The 22,014-nt window shown below is 51.0% G+C and carries 24 protein-coding genes; 22 read left to right on the forward strand and 2 right to left on the reverse strand.

From position 1 onward, the window contains the following. Positions 1-81: 81 nt before the first annotated feature. From ychF to KNP95_RS08120, 22 genes are all read left to right on the forward strand, one after another. Positions 82-1,182, forward strand: coding sequence for a redox-regulated ATPase YchF (gene ychF, locus KNP95_RS08015; protein WP_214801923.1), 1,101 nt, complete (start codon positions 82-84; stop codon positions 1,180-1,182). Between the two features lie 130 nt (positions 1,183-1,312). Beyond that, complete coding sequence (gene rpsF, locus KNP95_RS08020) at positions 1,313-1,600, forward strand: 30S ribosomal protein S6 (RefSeq protein ID WP_021067861.1); 288 nt, start codon at positions 1,313-1,315, stop codon at positions 1,598-1,600. A 37-nt stretch (positions 1,601-1,637) separates the two neighbouring features. Then, positions 1,638-2,147 (forward strand): single-stranded DNA-binding protein, encoded by a 510-nt coding sequence (gene ssb / locus KNP95_RS08025; RefSeq protein ID WP_021067862.1) that lies wholly within the window; start codon positions 1,638-1,640, stop codon positions 2,145-2,147. A gap of 41 nt (positions 2,148-2,188) precedes the next feature. Beyond that, a complete protein-coding gene (gene rpsR, locus KNP95_RS08030) occupies positions 2,189-2,419 on the forward strand; it encodes a 30S ribosomal protein S18 (RefSeq protein ID WP_015880232.1) in 231 nt (76 codons plus the stop codon). A gap of 150 nt (positions 2,420-2,569) precedes the next feature. After that, a complete protein-coding gene (locus tag KNP95_RS08035) occupies positions 2,570-4,561 on the forward strand; it encodes a DHH family phosphoesterase (protein ID WP_021067863.1) in 1,992 nt (663 codons plus the stop codon). After that, complete coding sequence (gene rplI / locus KNP95_RS08040) at positions 4,558-5,001, forward strand: 50S ribosomal protein L9 (RefSeq protein WP_021067864.1); 444 nt, start codon at positions 4,558-4,560, stop codon at positions 4,999-5,001. The genes KNP95_RS08035 and rplI overlap by 4 nt, the downstream gene beginning before the upstream one ends. A gap of 18 nt (positions 5,002-5,019) precedes the next feature. After that, positions 5,020-6,372 (forward strand): replicative DNA helicase, encoded by a 1,353-nt coding sequence (dnaB, locus tag KNP95_RS08045; protein WP_021067865.1) that lies wholly within the window; start codon positions 5,020-5,022, stop codon positions 6,370-6,372. Between the two features lie 234 nt (positions 6,373-6,606). After that, entirely contained in the window at positions 6,607-7,896 is a 1,290-nt protein-coding gene (locus KNP95_RS08050; RefSeq protein WP_021067866.1) for an adenylosuccinate synthase, read from the forward strand. A 120-nt stretch (positions 7,897-8,016) separates the two neighbouring features. After that, entirely contained in the window at positions 8,017-8,727 is a 711-nt protein-coding gene (gene yycF, locus KNP95_RS08055; RefSeq protein WP_021067867.1) for a response regulator YycF, read from the forward strand. Positions 8,728-8,730: 3 nt separating this feature from the next. Further along, positions 8,731-10,572 (forward strand): cell wall metabolism sensor histidine kinase WalK, encoded by a 1,842-nt coding sequence (walK, locus tag KNP95_RS08060; protein WP_021067868.1) that lies wholly within the window; start codon positions 8,731-8,733, stop codon positions 10,570-10,572. Continuing rightward, a complete protein-coding gene (gene yycH / locus KNP95_RS08065) occupies positions 10,572-11,957 on the forward strand; it encodes a two-component system activity regulator YycH (RefSeq protein ID WP_058765181.1) in 1,386 nt (461 codons plus the stop codon). The genes walK and yycH overlap by 1 nt, the downstream gene beginning before the upstream one ends. Continuing rightward, complete coding sequence (locus tag KNP95_RS08070; protein WP_021067870.1) at positions 11,944-12,768, forward strand: two-component system regulatory protein YycI; 825 nt, start codon at positions 11,944-11,946, stop codon at positions 12,766-12,768. The genes yycH and KNP95_RS08070 overlap by 14 nt, the downstream gene beginning before the upstream one ends. Before the next feature lie 13 nt (positions 12,769-12,781). Beyond that, positions 12,782-13,573: an MBL fold metallo-hydrolase gene (locus KNP95_RS08075; protein WP_021067871.1), complete on the forward strand. Its 792-nt coding sequence runs from the start codon at positions 12,782-12,784 to the stop codon at positions 13,571-13,573. Between the two features lie 51 nt (positions 13,574-13,624). Continuing rightward, complete coding sequence (locus KNP95_RS08080) at positions 13,625-14,893, forward strand: S1C family serine protease (protein ID WP_029596434.1); 1,269 nt, start codon at positions 13,625-13,627, stop codon at positions 14,891-14,893. Positions 14,894-14,930: 37 nt separating this feature from the next. After that, on the forward strand, positions 14,931-15,092 hold the full coding sequence (locus KNP95_RS08085; RefSeq protein ID WP_021067873.1) for a CxxH/CxxC protein: 162 nt from the start codon (positions 14,931-14,933) through the stop codon (positions 15,090-15,092). 83 nt (positions 15,093-15,175) lie between these two features. Beyond that, positions 15,176-15,655, forward strand: coding sequence for a 23S rRNA (pseudouridine(1915)-N(3))-methyltransferase RlmH (gene rlmH / locus KNP95_RS08090; protein WP_058765186.1), 480 nt, complete (start codon positions 15,176-15,178; stop codon positions 15,653-15,655). A 177-nt stretch (positions 15,656-15,832) separates the two neighbouring features. Next, positions 15,833-16,171, forward strand: a complete 339-nt coding sequence (locus tag KNP95_RS08095) for a hypothetical protein (protein ID WP_214836470.1) — start codon at positions 15,833-15,835, stop codon at positions 16,169-16,171. Positions 16,172-16,289: 118 nt separating this feature from the next. Beyond that, positions 16,290-16,892, forward strand: a complete 603-nt coding sequence (locus KNP95_RS08100; protein ID WP_214801899.1) for a DUF4230 domain-containing protein — start codon at positions 16,290-16,292, stop codon at positions 16,890-16,892. A gap of 217 nt (positions 16,893-17,109) precedes the next feature. Continuing rightward, on the forward strand, positions 17,110-17,352 hold the full coding sequence (locus KNP95_RS08105; RefSeq protein ID WP_021067876.1) for an acyl carrier protein: 243 nt from the start codon (positions 17,110-17,112) through the stop codon (positions 17,350-17,352). Further along, a complete protein-coding gene (locus tag KNP95_RS08110) occupies positions 17,352-18,758 on the forward strand; it encodes an AMP-binding protein (protein WP_214836471.1) in 1,407 nt (468 codons plus the stop codon). The genes KNP95_RS08105 and KNP95_RS08110 overlap by 1 nt, the downstream gene beginning before the upstream one ends. A gap of 68 nt (positions 18,759-18,826) precedes the next feature. Continuing rightward, positions 18,827-20,278 (forward strand): MBOAT family O-acyltransferase, encoded by a 1,452-nt coding sequence (locus tag KNP95_RS08115; RefSeq protein ID WP_214836474.1) that lies wholly within the window; start codon positions 18,827-18,829, stop codon positions 20,276-20,278. Positions 20,279-20,308: 30 nt separating this feature from the next. Continuing rightward, positions 20,309-21,199 carry a hypothetical protein gene (locus tag KNP95_RS08120; protein WP_251138514.1) on the forward strand — a complete coding sequence of 297 codons (891 nt, stop codon included), beginning with the start codon at positions 20,309-20,311 and terminating at the stop codon, positions 21,197-21,199. A 49-nt stretch (positions 21,200-21,248) separates the two neighbouring features. Here the strand turns inward: KNP95_RS08120 and KNP95_RS08125 are convergent, their stop codons facing one another. Together KNP95_RS08125 and KNP95_RS08130 are read right to left on the reverse strand one after the other, a co-directional pair. Beyond that, positions 21,249-21,620, reverse strand: a complete 372-nt coding sequence (locus tag KNP95_RS08125; protein ID WP_214836480.1) for a VOC family protein — start codon at positions 21,618-21,620, stop codon at positions 21,249-21,251. 53 nt (positions 21,621-21,673) lie between these two features. After that, on the reverse strand, positions 21,674-21,937 hold the full coding sequence (locus tag KNP95_RS08130) for a hypothetical protein (RefSeq protein WP_114165064.1): 264 nt from the start codon (positions 21,935-21,937) through the stop codon (positions 21,674-21,676). Positions 21,938-22,014: the final 77 nt, after the last annotated feature.

A 22,014-nucleotide genomic window follows, 5' to 3' on the forward strand; every position in this document is an offset into this window, starting at 1 on the left:
TGACGGTGTGGTGTACTGAACGTACCCACTCCACAGACGGATCAACATTTCCCGGGAAAGCCGGATGAGGAGGACATACAAGTGGGATTAACAGCAGGAATCGTCGGATTACCGAACGTCGGGAAATCGACATTATTTAACGCCATCACGCAAGCCGGTGTAGAAGCAGCAAACTATCCGTTCGCGACAATCGACCCGAACGTAGGGGTCGTCGAAGTGCCGGACGCACGTCTCGATCGGTTGACGGAACTCGTCAAACCGAAGAAGACCGTACCGACCGCATTTGAGTTTACAGATATCGCCGGAATCGTGAAAGGTGCGTCAAAAGGAGAAGGGCTCGGAAACAAATTCCTCGCCAACATCCGTGAAGTCGACGCGATTTGCCAAGTCGTCCGTTGCTTTGAAGACGACAACATCACGCACGTGGCAGGAAAAGTCTCGCCGATTGATGACATCACGACCATCAACCTCGAATTGATTTTGGCCGACCTTGAGTTGGTCGAGAAACGCATCACGCGCGTTCAAAAAATGGTCAAGTCGAAAGATAAGGGTGCACCTCAAGAACTCGAGGCACTTGAAATCGTTCAAGCCGTCCTCGAATCGGAGCGCCCGGCTCGCGTTGCCGAGTTGACAGAAGACCAGCTTGCGATCGTCAAACACTTCCAATTGCTCACGATGAAGCCGATGCTTTACGTCGCGAACGTCAGTGAAGACGAAGTGGCGGATGCCGATCAAAACCCATACGTCCAAGCAGTTCGTGAACACGCGGCGACAGAAGATGCGAAAGTAATCGTCATCTGTGCCCGCATCGAAGAAGAAATCTCAGAGCTCGAACCAGAAGAGCGCCTTGAGTTCTTGCAAGACCTCGGCATCGAAGAATCAGGTCTCGATCAATTGATTCGTGCCGCTTACTCGACGCTCGGTCTCGCGACTTACTTCACGGCCGGTGAGAAAGAAGTACGCGCCTGGACGTTCAAGCAAGGCATGAAAGCCCCACAATGTGCGGGCGTCATCCACTCGGACTTCGAGCGTGGATTCATCCGGGCAGAAGTCGTCTCGTATGAAGACTTGTCAGCTGCCGGCAATATGACGACGGTCAAAGAACAAGGGAAACTTCGCTCAGAAGGAAAAGAATATGTCTTCCAAGATGGCGACGTCGTCACGTTCCGTTTCAACGTTTAAGCCATTTTACGGAAACGTATTGTAAAACGAACAGAAGTTTGATAGTATATTATGACGTGAGTAAAACATTTGTTTGCTCCTTGCTCCTACAACCGGTAGGAGCCGTTAGTCCAAGAGGAGGTGAAAGATAATGCGTAAATACGAACTTCTTTACATTATCCGTCCATCAGTTGATGAGGAAGCTAAGAAAGCTTTAATCGAACGCTTCAACAACGTCATCACTGAAAACGGTGGTACTGTTGATAAAACAACAGACATGGGTAAACGTCGTCTCGCTTACGAAATCAACAAGATGCGCGAAGGACACTACGTTCTTCTCAACATCACTGCTGAGCCTAAAGCGATTCAAGAAACAGAGCGTCTCATGAAGATCTCTGATGACGTTGTCCGTCAAATGACAACTAAAGACGAGCGTTAATTCTTAACGCTTCATATTGCGAAAGGGGAGCTTTGAGATGATTAACCGAGTTGTGTTAGTTGGTCGATTGACACGCGATCCAGAAATGCGTTACACGCAGAGCGGGATTGCCGTAACTCGCTTTACTCTCGCTTGCGATCGTCCATTCACTGGACAAGATGGGAAGCGCGAGGCGGACTTTATTGATTGTGTCGTTTGGCGCAAACAAGCAGAGAACGTGGCACAATATTTGAAAAAAGGCAGCATGGCCGGCGTAGACGGTCGCCTTCAAATCAGTAGTTACGAAGGTCAAGATGGCCAACGTCGTTACCGGGCAGAAGTCGTAGCCGATAGCGTACGCTTCCTTGAACCACGCGGTGCCTCAGGGCAACGTGATACAGCACCGGCTGGAGATGTCTTCGGTGGTGGTGAGTCAAGTGGGTCAGGATGGGGCGCAGCCGCTTCTTCGACTTCATCTCAGTCCTCGAACTCAAACAAAGGTTTTGAAGCTGACCCGTTCTCGGGTGGCGGAAAAATCGACTTATCGGATGACGATCTGCCATTTTGATCGCGTCGATTCGAAAACTAAACTAAAAAGGAGGTCTTCACATGGCACGTCGTCCAGGAGGTCGTCGTCGTCGTAAAGTATGTTTCTTTACGTCGAACAACATCACCCATATCGATTATAAAGACGTAGAATTGCTCAAACGCTTCGTTTCGGAGCGTGGTAAAATTCTTCCACGTCGTGTGACTGGTACTTCAGCGAAATACCAACGTCCACTTACTGTCGCTATCAAGCGCTCACGTCAAATGGCTTTGCTTCCATACGTTGCAGAGTAATTTTTGACACACGGCTTATCCCTCGGGATAGGTCGTTTTTTGTTTTCTGAGCCGATGTAGGAGTGTAAGTGAAACGGGCGGATATGGTATGATAGAGCAGAAACCATTTAGACATCATGGGTGGAACACCACTCATTTTAGGAGGCACACATGCACAGTGGTGAAGCAATAACATCAGTGAAGAACCAGTACGCGCGTCACGCCGTTCCATATGTGATTGGAATGTTGGTCGCGTTAGGATTGGCGTTCTACAGCATTGTGGCGGCAATCACCCTGTTCGTGGGCACGCTGATTTTTTTCATCTATCAGCAAGTGACGATTCGACGAGAGCGCAAGGCATGGGAACAATACGTTCATTCCTTGTCGCATCGGATTGAAGATGTTGGGAAAGAAGCGCTCACCGGCATGCCGATCGGGATTCTCGTCTTTGACGAAGCTCGTCGCATCAGCTGGTTCAATGAACAGTCTCGACTCATCTTTGAGCTCGAGATGGAACTCGGAATCTCGATTGACTCGATTCACTCGGCGTTCACCGAATTGATTGAGGAAGAAGAGGACGAGGCGACCATCGAAGTCGGAGACCGCGTTTATCGGGTCCTCTACAATAGGGAGTATCAGACACTTTACTTGTTCGATATGACGGATGAGGCAGAGATTGAACAAAAATACTCGGAAACACAGACGGTAATCGGCGTCTTATACTTAGACAACTATGACGAGATGTCGACCGCTGTGGATGAACAGGTCCGGAGTGAAATCAATCGACGTGTGACCGTCCTCTTGAACCAATGGGCTCAAAAATACCACATCTATATGCGTCGGACGGCAGCCGACCGCTTCTTTCTCGTCATGAACGAACGGACGCTCTCTGAACTCGAGAACAACCGCTTCTCGATTCTCGATGAGGTCCGTGAGGCGACGAAAGAGCATAAGATTCCGCTCACACTCTCCATCGGGATTGGTTGCGGAGAGACGACGTTGACGGAACTCGGCAACTTGTCGCAATCGAGTCTCGATTTAGGGCTCGGACGTGGCGGTGACCAGGTCGTCGTCAAGCGTCATAACGGGAAAGTCCGCTTTTTCGGCGGCAAGACGAACCCGACCGAGAAACGGACCCGGGTTCGAGCCCGCGTCATCTCGAACTCGATGCGCGATTTGATTCGCGAGTCGAGCCGTGTCCTGATTATGGGGCATAAAAACCCCGATATGGATTCACTTGGGGCTTCGATTGGCATCATGAAACTGGCTGAATTTGTCGGTCGCGAGGCGTACGTCGTCATCCCGGCCGGCGAGACGAGTGTCGGCATCCAACGTCTCGTCAATGAAGTCGAAAACGACGAAGACCTATATAGCCGTTTTTTGACAGAGTTCGAGGCTCAACCGCTCATCGACGAACAGACGCTCCTCGTCGTCGTCGATACGCACCGACCGTCGCTCGTCATCTCACGGGACATTTTGGACCGGGCGGAACGGGTCGTCGTTATCGATCACCATCGCCGCGGCGAAGAGTTCATCGAGGATCCGGTCCTCGTCTATATGGAGCCGTACGCGTCATCGACGTGCGAACTCGTGACGGAGTTGATCGAGTATCAGGCCGGGACGCGCAAGCTATCGATTTTAGAGGCGACGTCGCTCCTCGCAGGTATGGTGGTCGACACGAAAGGATTTACCTTGCGGACGGGGTCGCGGACGTTCGACGCCGCTTCCTTCCTTCGGATTCAAGGGGCAGACACCGTGCTTGTCCAACACTTCATGCGTCAAGACCTTGAATCGTATATCGAACAGTCCCATATACTCGAAAACACGGATATTTATTCCGATGGTATGGCGATCGCCGTCGCTTCGGATGATGAAGTGCATCATCAAGTGTTGATTGCCCAATCCGCTGACCAACTCCTCAATATGGAGGGCGTTAAAGCGTCGTTCGTCATCGCCATCTTGCCAGACGGCCGGACCGGCATCAGTGCTCGTTCGCTCGGCGACGTCAACGTCCAAGTCATCATGGAGATGCTGGACGGGGGCGGCCATTTGACGAACGCGGCGACGCAATTGAACGTGAGCCGGGAACAGGCGAAGACGTTATTACAAGAAGCGATTGATCATTATATGACAGATGAAACAGAGGGAGAGGATTCTGAATGAAAGTCATTTTAAAAGTAGATGTTAAAGGTCAAGGTAAAGCTGGTGACGTCAAAGACGTCGCGGACGCTTACGCGAAGAACGTACTCTTTAAAAAGAACTTGGCGGTCGAAGCGACACCGGGTAACTTGAAGGCGTTCGCCGCGAAAGAGCGACGCGCTGAAGAAGCGGCCGAAGAAGAATTGAAGCAAGCCCAACAGTTGAAGGACAAGCTCGAAAAAGAGACGATCGTCGTCAAGACGAAGTCAGGTGAAGGCGGTCGCGTCTTCGGATCGGTCACGAGCAAACAAATCGGTGAGGCGTTGAAAGGAATGGGCTACAAGATCGACAAGCGTAAAATCGAGCTTGAACACCCAATCAAAGCGCTCGGGTTCACGAAAGTGCCGGTGAAGTTGCATCATGACGTCACGGCTTCGTTAAACGTTCATGTTCAAGAAGCGTGAAGGTGAGGTAGACAACGTATGAGTGATGCGATTCAAGTCAACACCCCGCCACATAGCGTCGAAGCGGAACAAGCTGTCCTTGGGGCCGTCATCCTCGATTCTGATCGGCTGATTACGGCCTCGGAACGGGTCGACCCGGACGACTTTTATCGTGTCAGCCATCAACGGATTTTTGAGGCGATGCTGAAGATTAACGACCGCGGCGAACTCGTCGATTTGGTCACGCTCAGTTCGGAGCTTCAAGCCCAAGGCATTCTCGATGAAATCGGTGGGTTGAACTATTTGGCGGAAATCGCCGAAGCGGTTCCGGCCATCGGCAACATCGGTTATTATTTGAACGTCGTCGACCAAAAGGCGGCGCTTCGCCGCTTGATTCGGACTGCGACGAATATCGTCTCGGACGGCTATGAACGCCAAGATGAGGTCGATGCCGTCCTGTCAGACGCCGAGCGGAACATTTTAAAAGTCTCGCAACGTAAAGGGCAGTCAAGCTTCCATCCGATCGGCTCGGTCTTATCGGACGCCTACTCGACGATTGAAAAACTGCACCAATCGAGCGGCGAAATCACCGGTATCGCGACCGGGTTCAGCGATCTCGACAAGATGACGGCCGGTTTCCAACGCAACGACCTCATCATCGTCGCGGCCCGTCCTTCCGTCGGGAAGACGGCCTTCGCCTTGAACATCTCGCAAAACGTGGCCGTCCGTACCGGCGAGAACGTCGCCATCTTCAGTTTGGAGATGGGTGCCGAGCAGCTCGTCATGCGGATGCTCTGTGCGGAAGGCAATATCGATGCCCAGCGTCTACGGACGGGACGGCTCGAGGCCGAGGACTGGGGGCGACTCTCGCTCGCCATGTCGTCGCTGTCACAAGCCGGTATCTATATCGATGATACACCGGGTCTTCGCGTCAACGAGATTCGGGCCAAGTGCCGCCGCTTGAAACAAGAGCACGGCCTCGGCATGATCATGATTGACTACTTGCAGCTCATCGTCGGGAACGGCAAGCCGGGCGAGAACCGGCAACAAGAAGTCTCGGAAATCTCGCGTACGCTCAAAGCGATCGCACGTGAGCTTCAAGTGCCGGTCATCGCCTTGTCACAGCTCTCACGTGGTGTTGAGAGCCGTCAAGACAAGCGGCCGATGATGTCGGATATCCGGGAATCCGGGGCGATTGAGCAAGATGCCGATATCGTCGCGTTCTTGTACCGGGATGACTATTACGACAAAGAGAGTGAAGACGCCAACACGATCGAGATCATCATCGCCAAGCAGCGTAACGGTCCGACGGGGACGGTCAAACTCTCGTTCCGAAAAGAATATAACAAGTTCGTCAACATGGAGACGCAAGCCTTTGCGCCACCGATGTAGGACGAATGATTCTGCCAGGCGACGTCTCATGACGTCGCCTTTTTGGTCGGTCTTTAGACCTAAACGTATCTTGATTTTGAAGAATTCCATCATTGAACGAGAAATGACACGTCAATAACGAACGAAAGGTTACAACTTAAAAATATCGTTCGGTATTAGGTTGACTTTCAACAAGAGCAAGTGTACACTTACGGATGGTTTGAATAGAACGTTTATCTACAAGGAGGATTCATTATGTCATCAGTAGTCGTAGTGGGAACGCAGTGGGGCGATGAAGGTAAAGGGAAAATCACGGACTTCTTATCGAAGCAGGCCGAGGTCGTCGCGCGTTATCAAGGGGGAGACAACGCTGGTCATACAATCGTCTTCAACGATACGAAGTATAAACTTCACTTGATTCCATCGGGGATCTTCTACTCGGACAAAACATGTGTCATCGGGAACGGGATGGTCGTCAATCCGAAATCACTCGTCACGGAGCTCGCGTATTTGCACGAGCGCGGTGTGAGCACGGATAACCTCCGCATCTCGAACCGGGCCCACGTCATTTTGCCGTATCATCAGTTGCAAGATAAGCTCGAAGAGGACGCGAAAGGCGACGCCAAAGTCGGGACGACACTTAAAGGGATCGGTCCTTGCTACATGGATAAAGCGGCGCGCATCGGGATTCGCATCGCCGACCTGCTCGACAAAGAAGTGTTTGCCGAGAAGCTCAAGACGGTCCTCGCGATTAAAAACCGCATGTTCGTGAAGATGTACGAAGTCGATGCGATCGAATTCGATGACATCTTCGAAGAATACTACGCGTACGGCCAACAGTTCGCCAAGTACGTATGTGATACATCGGTCGTGTTGAACAACGCGCTCGACGAAGAACAGAAAGTGCTCTTCGAAGGCGCGCAAGGTGTGTTGCTAGACATCGACCACGGAACGTACCCGTTCGTCACATCATCGAACGCGGCTTCAGGCGGCGTATCGAGCGGTGCCGGTATCGGTCCATCGAAGATCCATCACGTCGTCGGCGTCTGTAAGGCGTACACGTCACGTGTCGGAGACGGCCCGTTCCCGACCCAACTTGACGATGAGATCGGTCACACGATCCGTGAAGTCGGAAAAGAGTACGGTACGACGACAGGACGTCCGCGTCGCGTCGGTTGGTTCGACTCGGTTGTCGTCCGCCACTCGCGCCGCGTCAGCGGCATCACAGACCTTTGCCTCAACTCGATTGACGTGTTGACAGGTCTTGAGACGCTCAAGATTTGTACGGCATATGAGTTCGAAGGCAAGCTCCTCGACGAGTACCCACCGAACTTCCGCGTGCTCGAACAGTGCAAGCCGGTGTTCGAAGAGCTCCCAGGCTGGACAGAAGACATCACAGGCATCCGCAAGTTCGAAGACTTGCCGGTGAACGCGCAGAACTACGTCAAGCGCATCGAAGCGTTGACAGGTATCGAATTGTTGACGTTCTCGGTCGGACCGGCACGTGAGCAGACGGTCATCTTGCGTGATATTTACGAAGCATAAGATAGAGAGCCCTCGTGGCTCTCTTTTCATTTCCACGGAAATGGACCACGCTTTCTAACCTATAGAAAAAGAGTTACAATGTAGACATGTACGTTTAACGATAAGAGGAGGACTCACTGAATGGATCGTACGATTTTAGTGGTAGATGACGAACAACCAATCGCAGATATATTGAAGTTTAAGCTTGAAAAAGAGGGATACCAAGTCCACGTCGCGTATGACGGGGAAGAGGCGCTCGTGAAAGTCGAAGAAGTCAAACCGGATTTGATTTTGCTCGACATCATGTTGCCGCTCAAAGACGGCATGGAAGTGTGCCGGGAAGTCCGTAAGAAGTACGACATGCCGATCATCATGTTGACGGCGAAAGACTCTGAAATCGATAAAGTGCTCGGACTTGAGCTCGGTGCCGACGATTACGTCACGAAGCCCTTCAGCTCACGCGAGCTTTTGGCCCGCGTCAAGGCGAACATGCGCCGTCACGCAACGGCTCCGGCCCCAGAGACGAAAGGTGCCAATGACAACGATATCGTGATCGGTGATTTGACGATTCATCCGGATTCGTACATGGTCACGAAACGGGAAGAGAAAATCGAATTGACACACCGTGAGTTCGAGCTCATCCATTACCTCGCCCAAAACATCGGGCAAGTCATGACGCGGGAGCATTTGCTCCAGACGGTGTGGGGCTATGACTACTTCGGCGATGTCCGTACGGTCGACGTGACAGTCCGCCGGTTGCGTGAGAAAGTCGAAGACAATCCATCGACGCCGACGTATATCATCACGCGCCGTGGTGTCGGGTACTATTTAAAAGCAGGAGAAGAAGACTAAACGATGAAACGGACGAACTTCTTTAAATCTATCCAGTGGAAGCTCGTCGTCATCTATGCGCTGCTCATTCTTGTTGCGATGCAAGTCATCGGAGTGTACTTCGTACGCTCCCTCGAACGACAATACATCAACAACTTCTCGCAGTCGCTCGTCGATCGGGCCAACCTTCTGAGCTATAACGTCAGTGAAGGGATCGCATCGAACGGTGGTGACTCGACCTCGGACCAGCAGTTGAACCAGGTACTGGATCAACTGCTGTCTGAGTTTACGGAGAGCACGACGCTAGCTGACGACATTCGCGAAGTCCAGATTATCGACACGAACAGTGTCGTCCGGGCGACGTCGAACCCGAACAACCAGAGTCTCGTCGGACAACGGACGGCGAACTCGTTCATTCAAAAATCATTCGCGACGAGCGGGGCGCAAGAGACGCTCGTCTATGAAGACTCGAACGAACGCATGCGCGTCGTTGCCGTTCCGGTCAAATCAGAAGTCGATGGGACGACGACCGGTATGATTTATATCGAGGCGTCGATGCAGTCCATCTACAATCAGATGGAACAAGTGACCCGGATCCTCGCGACCGGGACGCTCATCGCCCTCATCATCACGTCGATTCTTGGGATTTTGCTGTCACGGACGATTACGCGACCGATTGCGGATATGCGTCGTCAAGCCGTCGAGATGCGAAAAGGGAACTTCTCGCGAAAAGTTAAAGTCTATTCCGACGACGAGGTCGGCCAACTCGCCTATTCGTTCAACGAATTGACCGATGAGCTGATGGAGGCGAATGCCACGACCGAGGCTGAGCGACGCCGCTTGACGAGCGTCCTCGAGAATATGTCGGACGGTGTCGTCGCGACGGACCGCTCGCTTCGGGTCATCTTGATGAACGACCAAGCCCGTGACATGATTGGGCTCGCCGAAGAAGAGGCGATGGGTGCGAACCTACAGAACCTGCTCGAGTTTGACGACGAGATCGTCATCCCGGAAGACGGGACGATGCCGCCGAAACTAATCGACCTCAGTACGGACGAAGAGCTGTTCCTCGTCCGCGCCTACTTCTCGCCGATTCAAAAGCATAGCGGACCGATCACCGGTCTGATCGTCGTCTTGCACGACGTGACCGAGCAAGAACAAGTCGAGCAAGACCGCCGTGAGTTCGTCGCGAACGTCAGCCACGAGCTGCGGACGCCGCTCACGACGATGCGGAGTTACCTCGAAGTGCTCGCGGAAGGCGCATATAAGGACGACGAGCTCGCCCCGCGCTTCCTCGAGACGACACAAAACGAGACGGAGCGGATGATTCGCCTCGTCAACGACTTGTTGCAACTGTCGAAGATGGACAGCAAAGAGTATACGATGCAAAAAGTGAAGTTCGATTTTATCCAGTTCTTTAACGACATCATCGAGCGACATGAGATGACGAAAGGTGAGACGATTCAGTTCCGCCGTAAGCTCATGAAGCGTCGCGTATACGTCCATGCCGATCAAGACAAGATGACGCAGGTCATCGATAACATCATCACGAACGCCGTCAAGTTCTCGCCGGAAGGCGGGACGATCACGTTCCGGACAATGCTCCGTGCCAAACGGCTCGTCATCGGCATTAAAGATGAAGGAGTCGGTATCCCGAAATCAAACTTGAAAAAAATCTTTGAACGGTTCTATCGGGTCGACAAAGCCCGGGCCCGCAATATCGGCGGGACCGGACTCGGTCTATCAATCGCCAAAGAAGTCGTTTCCGCCCATGGCGGCGACATCTGGGCCGAGAGTGAGTTCGGACGTGGGACGACGATTTACTTCACCATCCCGTTCGATACGATCGTGGAGGTGAATGACTGATGGAACGACCACGCTTCTTGGCGAAGCCAGAACTAGTGAAATCGCTCGTCTTGCTCACCTTGATCGTCACGTCCATCGTCCAAACGGTCATCCTCTGGGATTACCATCCGAAGTATCAGTCGGTCCAATCGGAGACGCAAGTCGCGACGGTGGATGAGTCGTTGCAGCGCCAGGCGCGTCAAGTCATCGTGCCGGCCCAAACGGTCGTCCATGAGAACAACGCCGTCTTTGCAACGAAGAACACGCCGAAGCAGATTATGCGCGTCATCCGTGAATCGTTCGAAGCGAGCGAGTTCAAACCACTCGCCGTCAAGAACGTCCCGAGTTTGTATGCGGGCGTCGACGAGGCCGTCGAACTGATTTTACCGGAAGCGTATTATGCGGACACGCTCAGCTACATGCTCCCGGGCTCGTACAGCCTGTCCGGGAAAGTGCCGCAACGCGCCCTCATCTTCATGGAGGACGACACGTGGCGTATCCGTACCATCATGAGCGACCAGTCGCTCTGGGAAGGCCGCTTGTCGAAAGTCGGACAAGGGGACGTCAACAGCCTGTTCTTGAAAGATTCGGACCGGGCGATGCGACGTGTCACGTATACGGATGAACGCGTCAACTATATCCCGGTCGTCGGACCGGAGATGAATGAGCTGTTCGCCTATGACGTGTCTCAAATTCAAATCTCGGCGCGCCTCGACTGGATGCGCGATACGTTCTTCCCGGGTGACCCGAACGTGCAGGAAGTCGATCCGGCCAGCTCTGTTGGCGCCCTCACGAACGGGATTAGCGTCGCCGAGTACGATGCGAACCTGAACGCGAGCCGCTACCGTAACTTGTCGCGCAATAGCACGGAACAAGAGTCGGTCATCGGGCTCGACACGATCGTCGAGTTCGTCAACTTCCACGGAGGTTGGGTCGATGAGACGTCGGAGAGCCAAGGGTTGTCGCTTCGCTTCGATGCGATTACCCCGGCCAATCAAGGGTTTGAGACGACCGTGTTCCGGTTTCACGTGAACGGTTTCCCGGTGTTCAGTCAACGGGAGGCGTTCATCAACAACGACGCCGTCGATTTGTCGACGCTGCGTGTCGAGAACGACGGGACGCAAGTCCGGTCGATCACCCGGCACCATCTCGAAATCGATCGTTTGATTTCGGTCGGGACGACGCAGCTCGCGGATGGACAAGATGTGGTTGATACGCTCGTCAACGCAGGACGATTTGAAAACGTGACTGAGATTCGTCTCGGCTATGAGATTGAATACAATGAAGACACGAGCCGTTACGTCACGTTCTCCCCGAACTGGTTCGTTCGGGAAGCCGGAAGATGGATTCCATTCGATCAACCGGAGGACTGGACAGAAAGGATGATGTATCGTGGACTGGAGTAAAGCGAAAACGATTCTCCTCTTCGCCTTCCTCGCGCTGAACATCTACCTGTTGTTCCAGCTCTTGACGGAAACGTGGGCGACGGAGGTCGTGACGAACGACAATACGTCAATCGCGCAAATCTTGGACCAGCGCAACGTCGATGCGTCGAAGTTGCCACGGATGGGTCGGGACATTGGCTATTTGACAGGCTCGTCGGAACAGATGTCGGCCTCGATGATTACGCAGAATCGGGAAGCCCAACTGGCGACGACACTCGACAACATGCAGCTCGAAGTCGAGCTCAAACAGCCCGTCCCGCTCGATCAAAACGATTTGCGGACGACCGCGGCGACGTTCGTCTCAGAGTACGTCCCGTTCGGTTCCGAATATGCGTACTGGCGATATGACGCCGAGACGCGTCAAGTCGCTTTCGTACAGACGTATGAAAATAATAAAATTTTCTCGAACCCCGAAATCAACGGGGAGACGGAACAGTACATCGGTCCGTCGCTTTTATTGCTTCAACTGAACGAAGCGTTCGAAGTGACCGACTATAAACAACGTCATTTGACGAATTTGTCCTCGAAGTCGCAAGACGATCTCGTTTTGACGGCGAGCGAGGCGATCTCGCAACTCGCGGCCCGGAAATACTTCCAGCCGAATCAAGAGATGCGAGCCATCAATACAGGCTTCTATAGCCTGCCGCTCGACAGTTCCGGCAGCCTGATTATCATGCCGCCGCTCTGGGCGATCACGATTGACGAGGACGCCTACTTCGTCAATGCGATCGACGGGACCGTCGAACGGGTCGAATTTGATTCAGAAGAATGAAAGGAGTGATCGAGTGACTTTACGCTATAGTGTGCTTGCGAGCGGTTCGACCGGAAACGCCCTCTACATTGAGACGGAACGGGCGAAATTGCTCGTCGACGCCGGATTGACCGGGAAGGCGATGCAACAACGCATCACCGAAATCGGTCGATCGTTTGACGGTATCGATGCACTGCTCGTCACGCATGAGCACTCCGACCATATTAAAGGTGTCGGGATTCTCGCTCGAAAATACAATTTACCGATTTACGCGAACGCGAAAACGTGGGACGCGATGGAATCCTTGATTGGAAAGGTCGACCCGGCCTTGAAGTTTCACTTTGAGGTAGGCGAGATTAAACAGTTCGGGGATATCGAAATCGAGTCGTTCAACGTCAGCCATGACGCGGCCGACCCGATGTTCTACCAATTCGCCCATGACGGCAGACGCCTCGCCCATATCACCGACACGGGCTATGTGTCCGACCGGATGAAAGGTGTAATCCGCGGGGCCGATGACTTTATTTTCGAATCGAACCACGACGTCTCGATGCTCCAGATGGGACGTTACCCGTGGAGCGTCAAGCGCCGGATACTCGGGGACTACGGTCACGTCTCGAACGAAGACGCGGCCATCGCGATGAGCGAGGTCATCGGAGACCAGACGAAACGAATTTATTTGGCTCACCTCAGTAAAGATAACAACATGAAAGAGCTCGCTCAAATGAGCGTCTCGCAAACACTTGGGACGCGTGATGTCGACCTCGGTCGCATCAAATTGTGCGATACCGACCCATCGACCCCCACTTCGCTCGTTTCTTTATAAGCGAACTTGGGAAAAGACAGATAACACACTGTCTTGAAGGGGGGACGCGTCGTGAATGAAGAGAGACACCATGAGTATGAACCTCAAGACGTCGAACCTTTAGAGCACGAAGCAGATACAATGAACGATGTAAAACCGACGTACCCATCTCGTAGCGAGTGGCGCCCGAAGCAAGAAGAACATGTGCGCCATAAGCCGCGAGTGAACTTAAAACCGTTGTTACTCGGAGGGGTTGGCGGATTCTTAGGAGCGGCTTTGTTCTTTTTGGCGATGATGCTCTGGGATTCCCCAACCTCTCGTTTTGTGACGAATGAACTGATTCGGACGGAACAAGCCGTCACTGTCACGGAATCTGACATCACGAGCGCTGTGACGGGCGCTAAGACGTCCGTCGTCAGCATTACGAACATCCAGCGGGCGTTCACCTCGGACTCGCAGTGGGAGGCCGGAGCGGGCTCTGGTGTCATCTATAAGGTCGACGGCGACACGGCGTATATCGTCACAAACTTCCATGTTATCGAAGAAGCGGATGAGATTAACGTCGCGTTTTCTGATGGACAAGTCGCTTCGGCGACGATTCTCGGAGAAGACCCGCTCAACGATTTGGCTGTCGCATCGGTCAAACTGCCGGCCAATATCGACGTCGCCCCGATTGCCCTCGGGGACTCGACCGTGCTCCAGGCAGGCGAGACCGTCATGGCGATTGGGAATCCGCTCGGCGTCTTTTCAAACTCGGTCACCCGTGGTATCGTCAGTGGTGTCGAACGCACCGTGCCGGTCGATACGAACAGTGACGGCCTCATGGATTATAACGCCGAGGTCATCCAGACCGATGCAGCCATCAACCCGGGTAACTCCGGCGGGGCACTCATCAACATCCGCGGCGAGCTCGTCGGCATCAACTCGATGAAAATCGCCGAGGCGAGCGTCGAAGGGGTCGGCTTCTCGATTCCCGTCAACGTCGCGTTGCCGGTTATCGATATGCTCGAGCGTGATGGGGAAGTGACGCGGGCCCAGCTCGGTGTCACGATTCAAGAAGTCATCGCCGTACCGGGTAACGTCCGGGAAGAGTATGGGATTAGTTTTGATAACGAAGACGGGGTGTTCGTCGAGGCAATCACGCCCGGCAGTCCAGCCGAAGAGGCGGGCCTCCGCGTCGGTGACGTCATTGTCAAAATCGGCGACCGTGACATCAAACGTTACGTCGATTTGCGAGACGCCCTGTACCGAGACGCCACGGTTGGGGATAAGGTCACGATTGAATATACACGACGCGGCAAGGCAGACAAGACCGAGGCCACATTAACTGAAGCAACCTAAAGGAGCGGCGACGCTTCTTTTTTAAGGAGGAAACATTGTGGAAAAAAAAGTATGCAAGGAACATGTTGAAATCGCTTTAGATATCATTGTCGATGAGACGGGGGAATACCCGTTGCTCGAAGAACTATCCACAAGTGGACAAGTGACATGTGAGTTCTGTGATGCCGACGCAACATATGTTGTGTCAAGCAAAAAATGATTATCAACATGTGGATTTGTGGATAACTCTGTGGATAACCCTATGGATAACTCCAAAAAAACTGTGGAAAAAGGAAGAATTGGATGAATATTTCAATTATCACGGTCGGCAAACTAAAAGAGAAGTATTTGAAACTAGGGATTGCCGAGTACACAAAACGCTTGTCGGCCTACGCGAAAGTGCAGGAAATCGAGGTCGCAGACGAGAAAGCGCCCGAGCATTTGAGTGAGGCGGACATGATTCTAGTAAAACAAAAAGAAGGCGAGCGGATTTTGGCGAAAATCAGTCCGGACACGCATGTGATTGCCTTGGCCATCGATGCCAAACAACGAACGAGCGAAGAGTTCGCCCGCGAGCTCGACAACTTGGCGACATACGGCAAGAGCAAAATCGCGTTCGTCATCGGCGGCTCGCTCGGGTTATCGGACGACGTCATGAAACGCTCGGATGATACGATCTCCTTCTCAAAAATGACGTTCCCGCATCAATTGATGAAGCTCGTCTTGTGTGAACAGATTTATCGAGCGTATCGGATCAACCGGAATGAGCCTTATCATAAGTAACCACATATATATTTGTTTAGCGTCAAAGGCAGCTTCTGTCTTTGACGCTTTTTGTGCAGGTAAATGTTTTCGGCTACCGAATGCTAATCATATTGAAAAAGTTTAAGAGCATTGAAAATCAAGTACCTACTTTGATTAAAACTCGCATGAATTGAATGATTGGAAGGAGAGTTAACTTTGAAAAAAACAGTTTTAATCAATGCATCTTTTTTGGTGGAAGTAGACGAAACGGAAGTACGTAAAGATTTTGGGATGATTGATCAAATTGCGAATGAGCTGTGTCATGATCAAAAAATCAGAATAGGTACGAATGAAGTGAATGTGGAATGGGAAAGTTCCTCCACGGTTGTCTTGGACCCAGGTTCAATGAATTGTGGAAAATGCTCAACTTGTGGACGTTGGATAACAGATAGAGAAAAAAGTGATCCATTGTTACAGTTGTGTAATGGAGCAACTTTTAAAGGGAAACTGCTGTGCGATGACTGTTTACCAGAGGATCACAGGTGGTCTTTTTAGTATGGAGGTAATTTAATAATCTATTTTAATTTATCGAAATTTATATTATTAAATAAAAGATAAAAACGTATAATAAATCCAAGGATAAAAATTACATATTTTTTAAGGGGATGCGACTGTGAAAAAGCTGATGATATCAAGTCTGATTCTAGTATTAGGAACTGTGATGGTTGGCGCAATTATTTTATTTCAATTCAAACCGTTTGAATTCACAACTAATAAGAGTTCAGATACAGCTTTAGTTCAAGATAGGATTGTAGAGTTGTCAGAGCTAGCAACATTGAAATATGAATATAGCCATGTCATTGTGAGTCGCACTAATAGAGAGGTCTCTTTAATAGGATTATCGGACATCAAATTCGCTGAAGCAATCAAACTAATCGAGTATTCCGGATATTTGAAAGCCGGAACTGACTTTAGCAATATTAAATTATCTTACGATGACAAAGATGAAAGTATGTTGGTGCAAGTGCCAAAGTCTAAAATTCTCGATAACGTTGCTGAAACGGAGAATACTAAAGTAACAGACATCAAAGGAAACATTTTTTCTGACTACCCTTCCCAAACGATTATGGACGAGATTACAAAGGATAAAGAAAAAGTTGAAGAGAAGAAAGTAAGTCAAGGCTTTTTAAAAGAAGCAGACAAAGCAACGGAAAAATTGTTGATTTCATTTTTGAACTCTAATGGATATGAGAATGTTACCATCGAATTTTATTGAATAGATCAAAGAATTGAGTCATCGATTATTGATGACTCAATTCTTTTTAAAATTCGCTGATGTACTCAAAATCTAGCCTCATATTTTTAGAATTGAGTAAATTAGTTAGAAAAATGAATGATCCGATGTCGTATTGCCGTCAAAAAACCGATGTGATAAAATCACATAGCAAATGATTATCATTATCAATTATCTAAAATGGGGGAGAATTCATCCAATGAACAATATCGAATTATATAAAACAGCCTTTATCAACGGACTCGATGTCGAGCCAGACGCGTCATTCGAAGAAATGAAGCTCGGTGTCACGAAAGAGTGGGATTCGATTGGCCACATGACATTGATTGCGGAGCTCGAGGACGCTTTTGACGTCGATCTCGATTCCGATGTGATCACAGATTTCAACACGTATCAGTCTGGCATCGACTTATTGAAACGCTTGGGTGTGGACTTCGGTTAATGAAACGCTTCGATACGATTGGTCAGTATGGAGAACGCACCGCCATTTATGCGAATCGTGCGTATTCCTACGAAGAGATGATTGAGGCGGCCGACGCGATTGCGCGTGAGGTCGGCGATCGAACGCTCGTCTTTTGTTTGTGTGCTAACAATAAAGAGTCACTCTTCGGCTACGTCGGGTTCCTGCGCGGACGCATCGTGCCACTCCTGTTGGATGCAGCGATTCATTCGGAACAGCTGCAGAACTTAATTGACCGCTATCGACCGACGCACATTTGGGCGAATCGGGAGCATGAGCAATTAATGCAGGAGATGGACACGACTTACGAATATGGGGACTATGCGCTATTTGAGTGTCCTCATGTGATTGAGCATGAACTGCATGACGAGCTCGCGCTCCTGTTGACGACGTCCGGCAGTACGGGCAGTCCGAAGCTGGTACGGCTCAGCTACGACAACCTGTTCCACAACGCGGCATCGATCGTATCGTACTTAACTATCACTGAAGACGACCGTCCGATCACGACGTTGCCGATGAACTACTCGTATGGTCTGTCGATTATCAACAGCCACCTCGTGTCCGGGGCGACCATCGTCGTGACGGAGGCGTCGATCATGCAGAAGGAATTTTGGCAGATATGTCGCAATCAGCATGTGACGACGTTCGGCGGTGTGCCGTTCGTCTACGAGATGCTACAACGGCTCAAGTTCGAGACGATGGAGCTACCAAGTTTGACGAAACTGACGCAAGCCGGAGGAAAATTAAATCCGGATTTAGCGAGTGCGTTTACCGACATCTGCGAACGAAAAGGCATTCAGTTTTTCACGATGTACGGTCAAACGGAAGCGACGGCCCGCATGTCGTATTTGCCTCCTGACCAGAATCAGGAGAAGGCGGGTAGCATCGGTATCGCCATCCCAGGCGGTGAATTGACACTTCGCAAGGAAACAGGTGAACTGATCACTGCGCCTAACATCGTCGGAGAGTTGATGTATCAGGGAGTAAACGTGTCGCTCGGGTATGCCGAGGCGTTATCCGATCTCGCGAGCGGAGATGAGAACGAGGGCGTCCTGCAGACGGGTGATTTGGCGTATATGGATGAAGACGGCTATTTCTTTATCGTCGGCCGCATCAAGCGGATGATTAAGATGCATGGGAACCGGATTAGCCTCGATGAAGTGGAGGACCTGTTACGAGCACACGGACATGAGTGTGTCTGTACGGGAACGGATGATGAGCTGTACGTGTACACGTTGCACGATGACCGTCCCGCCATCAAACAAGTCATCAAGGACATGATGCATACAAGAGGGGTCACGATTCTACAAATCGATGCCATTCCCCGGAACGAATCTGGAAAAATTCTGTATGCCGCATTACCGAAACGAGAGCTCGTCACCACCTGAACCAATAAGCGGGTGCAAGTGAAGCCTTTGTTGAAAGCTGTATAAGTTTAGAATAATCAGGTGAAGATATGACGTTTATTTCAATCGAGTTTTTACTGTTTCTCGCCATTTTAGTGGCGGTATATTATGTGGTGCCGCATCGCTTCCGCTGGGTATTGTTACTGGCGGCCAGTTATTTGTTTTATGCGACGCTCAGTATCCAGTTCATCCCGTTGTTGCTCGTGAGTACAGCCTTTACGTTCGTCACGGGAATCCTGATTGAACGACAAGACGAGAAGCGACAGAAGAAACGCCTCATGATGATTGGTGTCTCCACGCTGGTATTGTTCCTCGGCTGGTTCAAATATTTTAACTTCGTGAACGACTCGTTGCGCACGGTGGCGACATCGATGGGGTGGAACTATGACATCCCGTATCGAGATGTCGTCTTGCCGCTGGCGATATCGTTTTATACGTTCCAGGCCATCAGTTATCTCGTTGATTTGTATCGAGGGAAGCTGAAGGCCGAGCGCCATTACGGCTATTTCTCGATTTACTTCGCTTTCTTCCCGCAGCTCGTGGCGGGACCGATTGAGCGGGCCAAGAAGTTGCTACCTCAATTCAAAGCGGAACAACGGTTCGACTATGAGCATGTCAGTTATGGAATGAAGCGGATTGCCTGGGGCTTCTTCAAGAAGACGCTCATCGCCGACCGGTTGGCGCCGATGGTCGCGAGCGTGTTCAGTCAGCCAGACCCGACCGGCTCCGAAATCGTGCTCGGGACGATGCTGTTCTCGCTTCAATTGTATGCCGACTTTTCAGCCTGCAGCGATATCGCCATCGGGACAGCGAGACTATTTGGCATCAAGTTGACGGAGAACTTCCGACAGCCTCATTTCGCGGTATCAATTGCCGACTTTTGGAACCGATGGCACATCTCGCTGTCGACGTGGCTCCGGGATTATATCTTTATCCCGCTCTGCAAAGGGAAAAAGAAACGACATCAAATCTATGTCGCTATCGTCATCACGTTCTTGGTGAGCGGCATCTGGCACGGGGCCGCCTGGAGTTTCGTCTTATGGGGTCTGATTCATGGCATGTACCGCGTGTTCGGGGATGCGACGAAACATCAGCGGGAACAGATGGCGTCCTTCGTTCGATTGGACCGGACGCCCGAGCTTCATAAATGGCTGAAGATTGCGGTCACGTTCCAGTTGGTTTGTTTCTCCCGCGTCTTTTTCGTATCTGACTCGGTCGCCCAAGCGTTTCACCATGCCCAGTTGTATGTGACACCTTCGTCATGGGCACCGGTCGACATGCTGCAGGCACTTGAATTATTTTCGTTACTCGATTTACTCGTGTTCCTCTTCTTCTTTACGACCGTTCAGGTGTTTCAGTATATCGAACGGACGAAAGGTTCGGCTTGGGACTGGCTGGCCGAGCGTTCGGCTCTCACGAACGTGGCAATTCAACTGTTCGTGATTGTGTCGGTCTTGATGTTCGGCGTGTCGAGTGAAGGGTTCATTTATGGTGGGTTCTAAGTGAAAGGAATGGCTATGAGAAGTGTATGGATGAAAATTTCAGTGGTGTTGATTATCGTTGCGCTCTTATTGATTCCGCTCAACGACTTTGTCAAACAGTCGTGGGCGTACAATAACAACCGCGGTGTGTTGGCGTTCCAAGATGACCCGTCCGAGCTAGACATTATCAACTTGGGGACATCGCACGCGATGTTCGGCTATGCGTTCAAACCGCTCGGTCTGTCGCATCTCGATTTAGCGTTGCCGAGCCAAACGATTGAATACGACTTGAAGATGTTGAAGCAGTATGATGATCATCTGCGTCCGGGTGGGGTCGTCATCGTCTCGCTCTCGCAAATCACGTTTAGTAATGCGGAGATTGGCCGGAAAGAAAACTATTATCAGGTGTTGGACCGGGAAGACATCGAACCGGTCAGTACGTTTGATTATTATACGTACACGTCGATTCCTGCATTGAACAGTGGGAGCGTGTATACGGCGCTGTCGCGAGAAATTCGCGATTTCAGATGGGAGTCTCATAAACCGTGGGTGAACAATGGCCAGAATTATTCGGAACGAAAATACGAGATGGTCGAAGTGCAGTATAAACAGGCTGTGGAAAATCGTGACATCGAGCAGAATATGGAACGATTGAAAGACATCATCGAGTATTGTCAGGCGAAAGACTATCGCGTCGTGTTGGCGATGGAGCCGGTCCACGCGTCCTACAACGCCTATTTTGATCAAGCGGTCATGGACCGACTCGTTTATCAACATCTGGCCGCGCTCGAGTTGGACGTCCCGTTCTTAAACTATATGGATGACGAACGGTTCATCCATCAGCGCGAGTACTTTCACAATCCAGACCATTTGAACGGGAAGGGGAGAACGCTCCTATCTTCTCTCGTCTATGAGGATTTGAAACGACTTGGCTATCTATAAGAAAAGGAAATCTACAGCAGCGTAGATTTCCTTTTTCGTATTGCTCCTATTACGAAACAATCTCGTTCATCAACGCATGCGTGTTACCCTCGGAGTCTTTGAAAAAAGCCATCCATGTCTCGAGGTTCTCCATTTTCGCGACGAGGTGCGGCTGGTCGATAAACTGAACATCTTTCGCCAAAAGCTGTTCATACGCCTCAGTGATGTTGTTCACTTGGAGATATAGCACGGAGCTCGCTTTTGCAAAATCTTCATTCTCGGGACGCGACAACATGAGCCGAACGCCGTTGCATTCTAGAAAGGCGAGGCTGCCTGTTTGGAATAAGAGCGGAAGTTGAAGCGTGTCCCGGTAGAAACCTACCGCGCGATCCAAGTCGTGCACCGGTACGTAGATTTGTCTGATTTGCTGAATAAGATTCAAACGATATCCCTCCTAAAGTGGCATCTGTAACCGTGTAACGCATGTATTCTTGGTTAACGCGTTTGGCGAATCCGTTGAGCGGTGAACATCCCAAGCGCCAGAAGGACGGCAAGACCAATCCATGTGAAGACGTAGATCAATGGCGACCCAGTCGTCCCGAGGGTCACCTCGTTTTGAAGCATGGTGACGTTATCCGCCTCGGCGATGATGTCGGGTTCATAATTGAGCGTGCGGATGAAGCCGATTCCGAACGTGGCGACAACATAAATCACATGGAGTGCTGCGGATAGAAGAAGAGCGAGTCTGATTGTTTTCAAAATGGTGCTCCTTTTTGGATATAATCATGTATAACGATAGTATAACTAGAATTACCTAAACCTGACAGACAAGGAGT

The sequence above is a fragment of the Exiguobacterium sp. s36 genome (assembly GCF_018618345.1).
GTDB classification, from domain to species: Bacteria; Bacillota; Bacilli; order Exiguobacteriales; family Exiguobacteriaceae; genus Exiguobacterium; species Exiguobacterium chiriqhucha.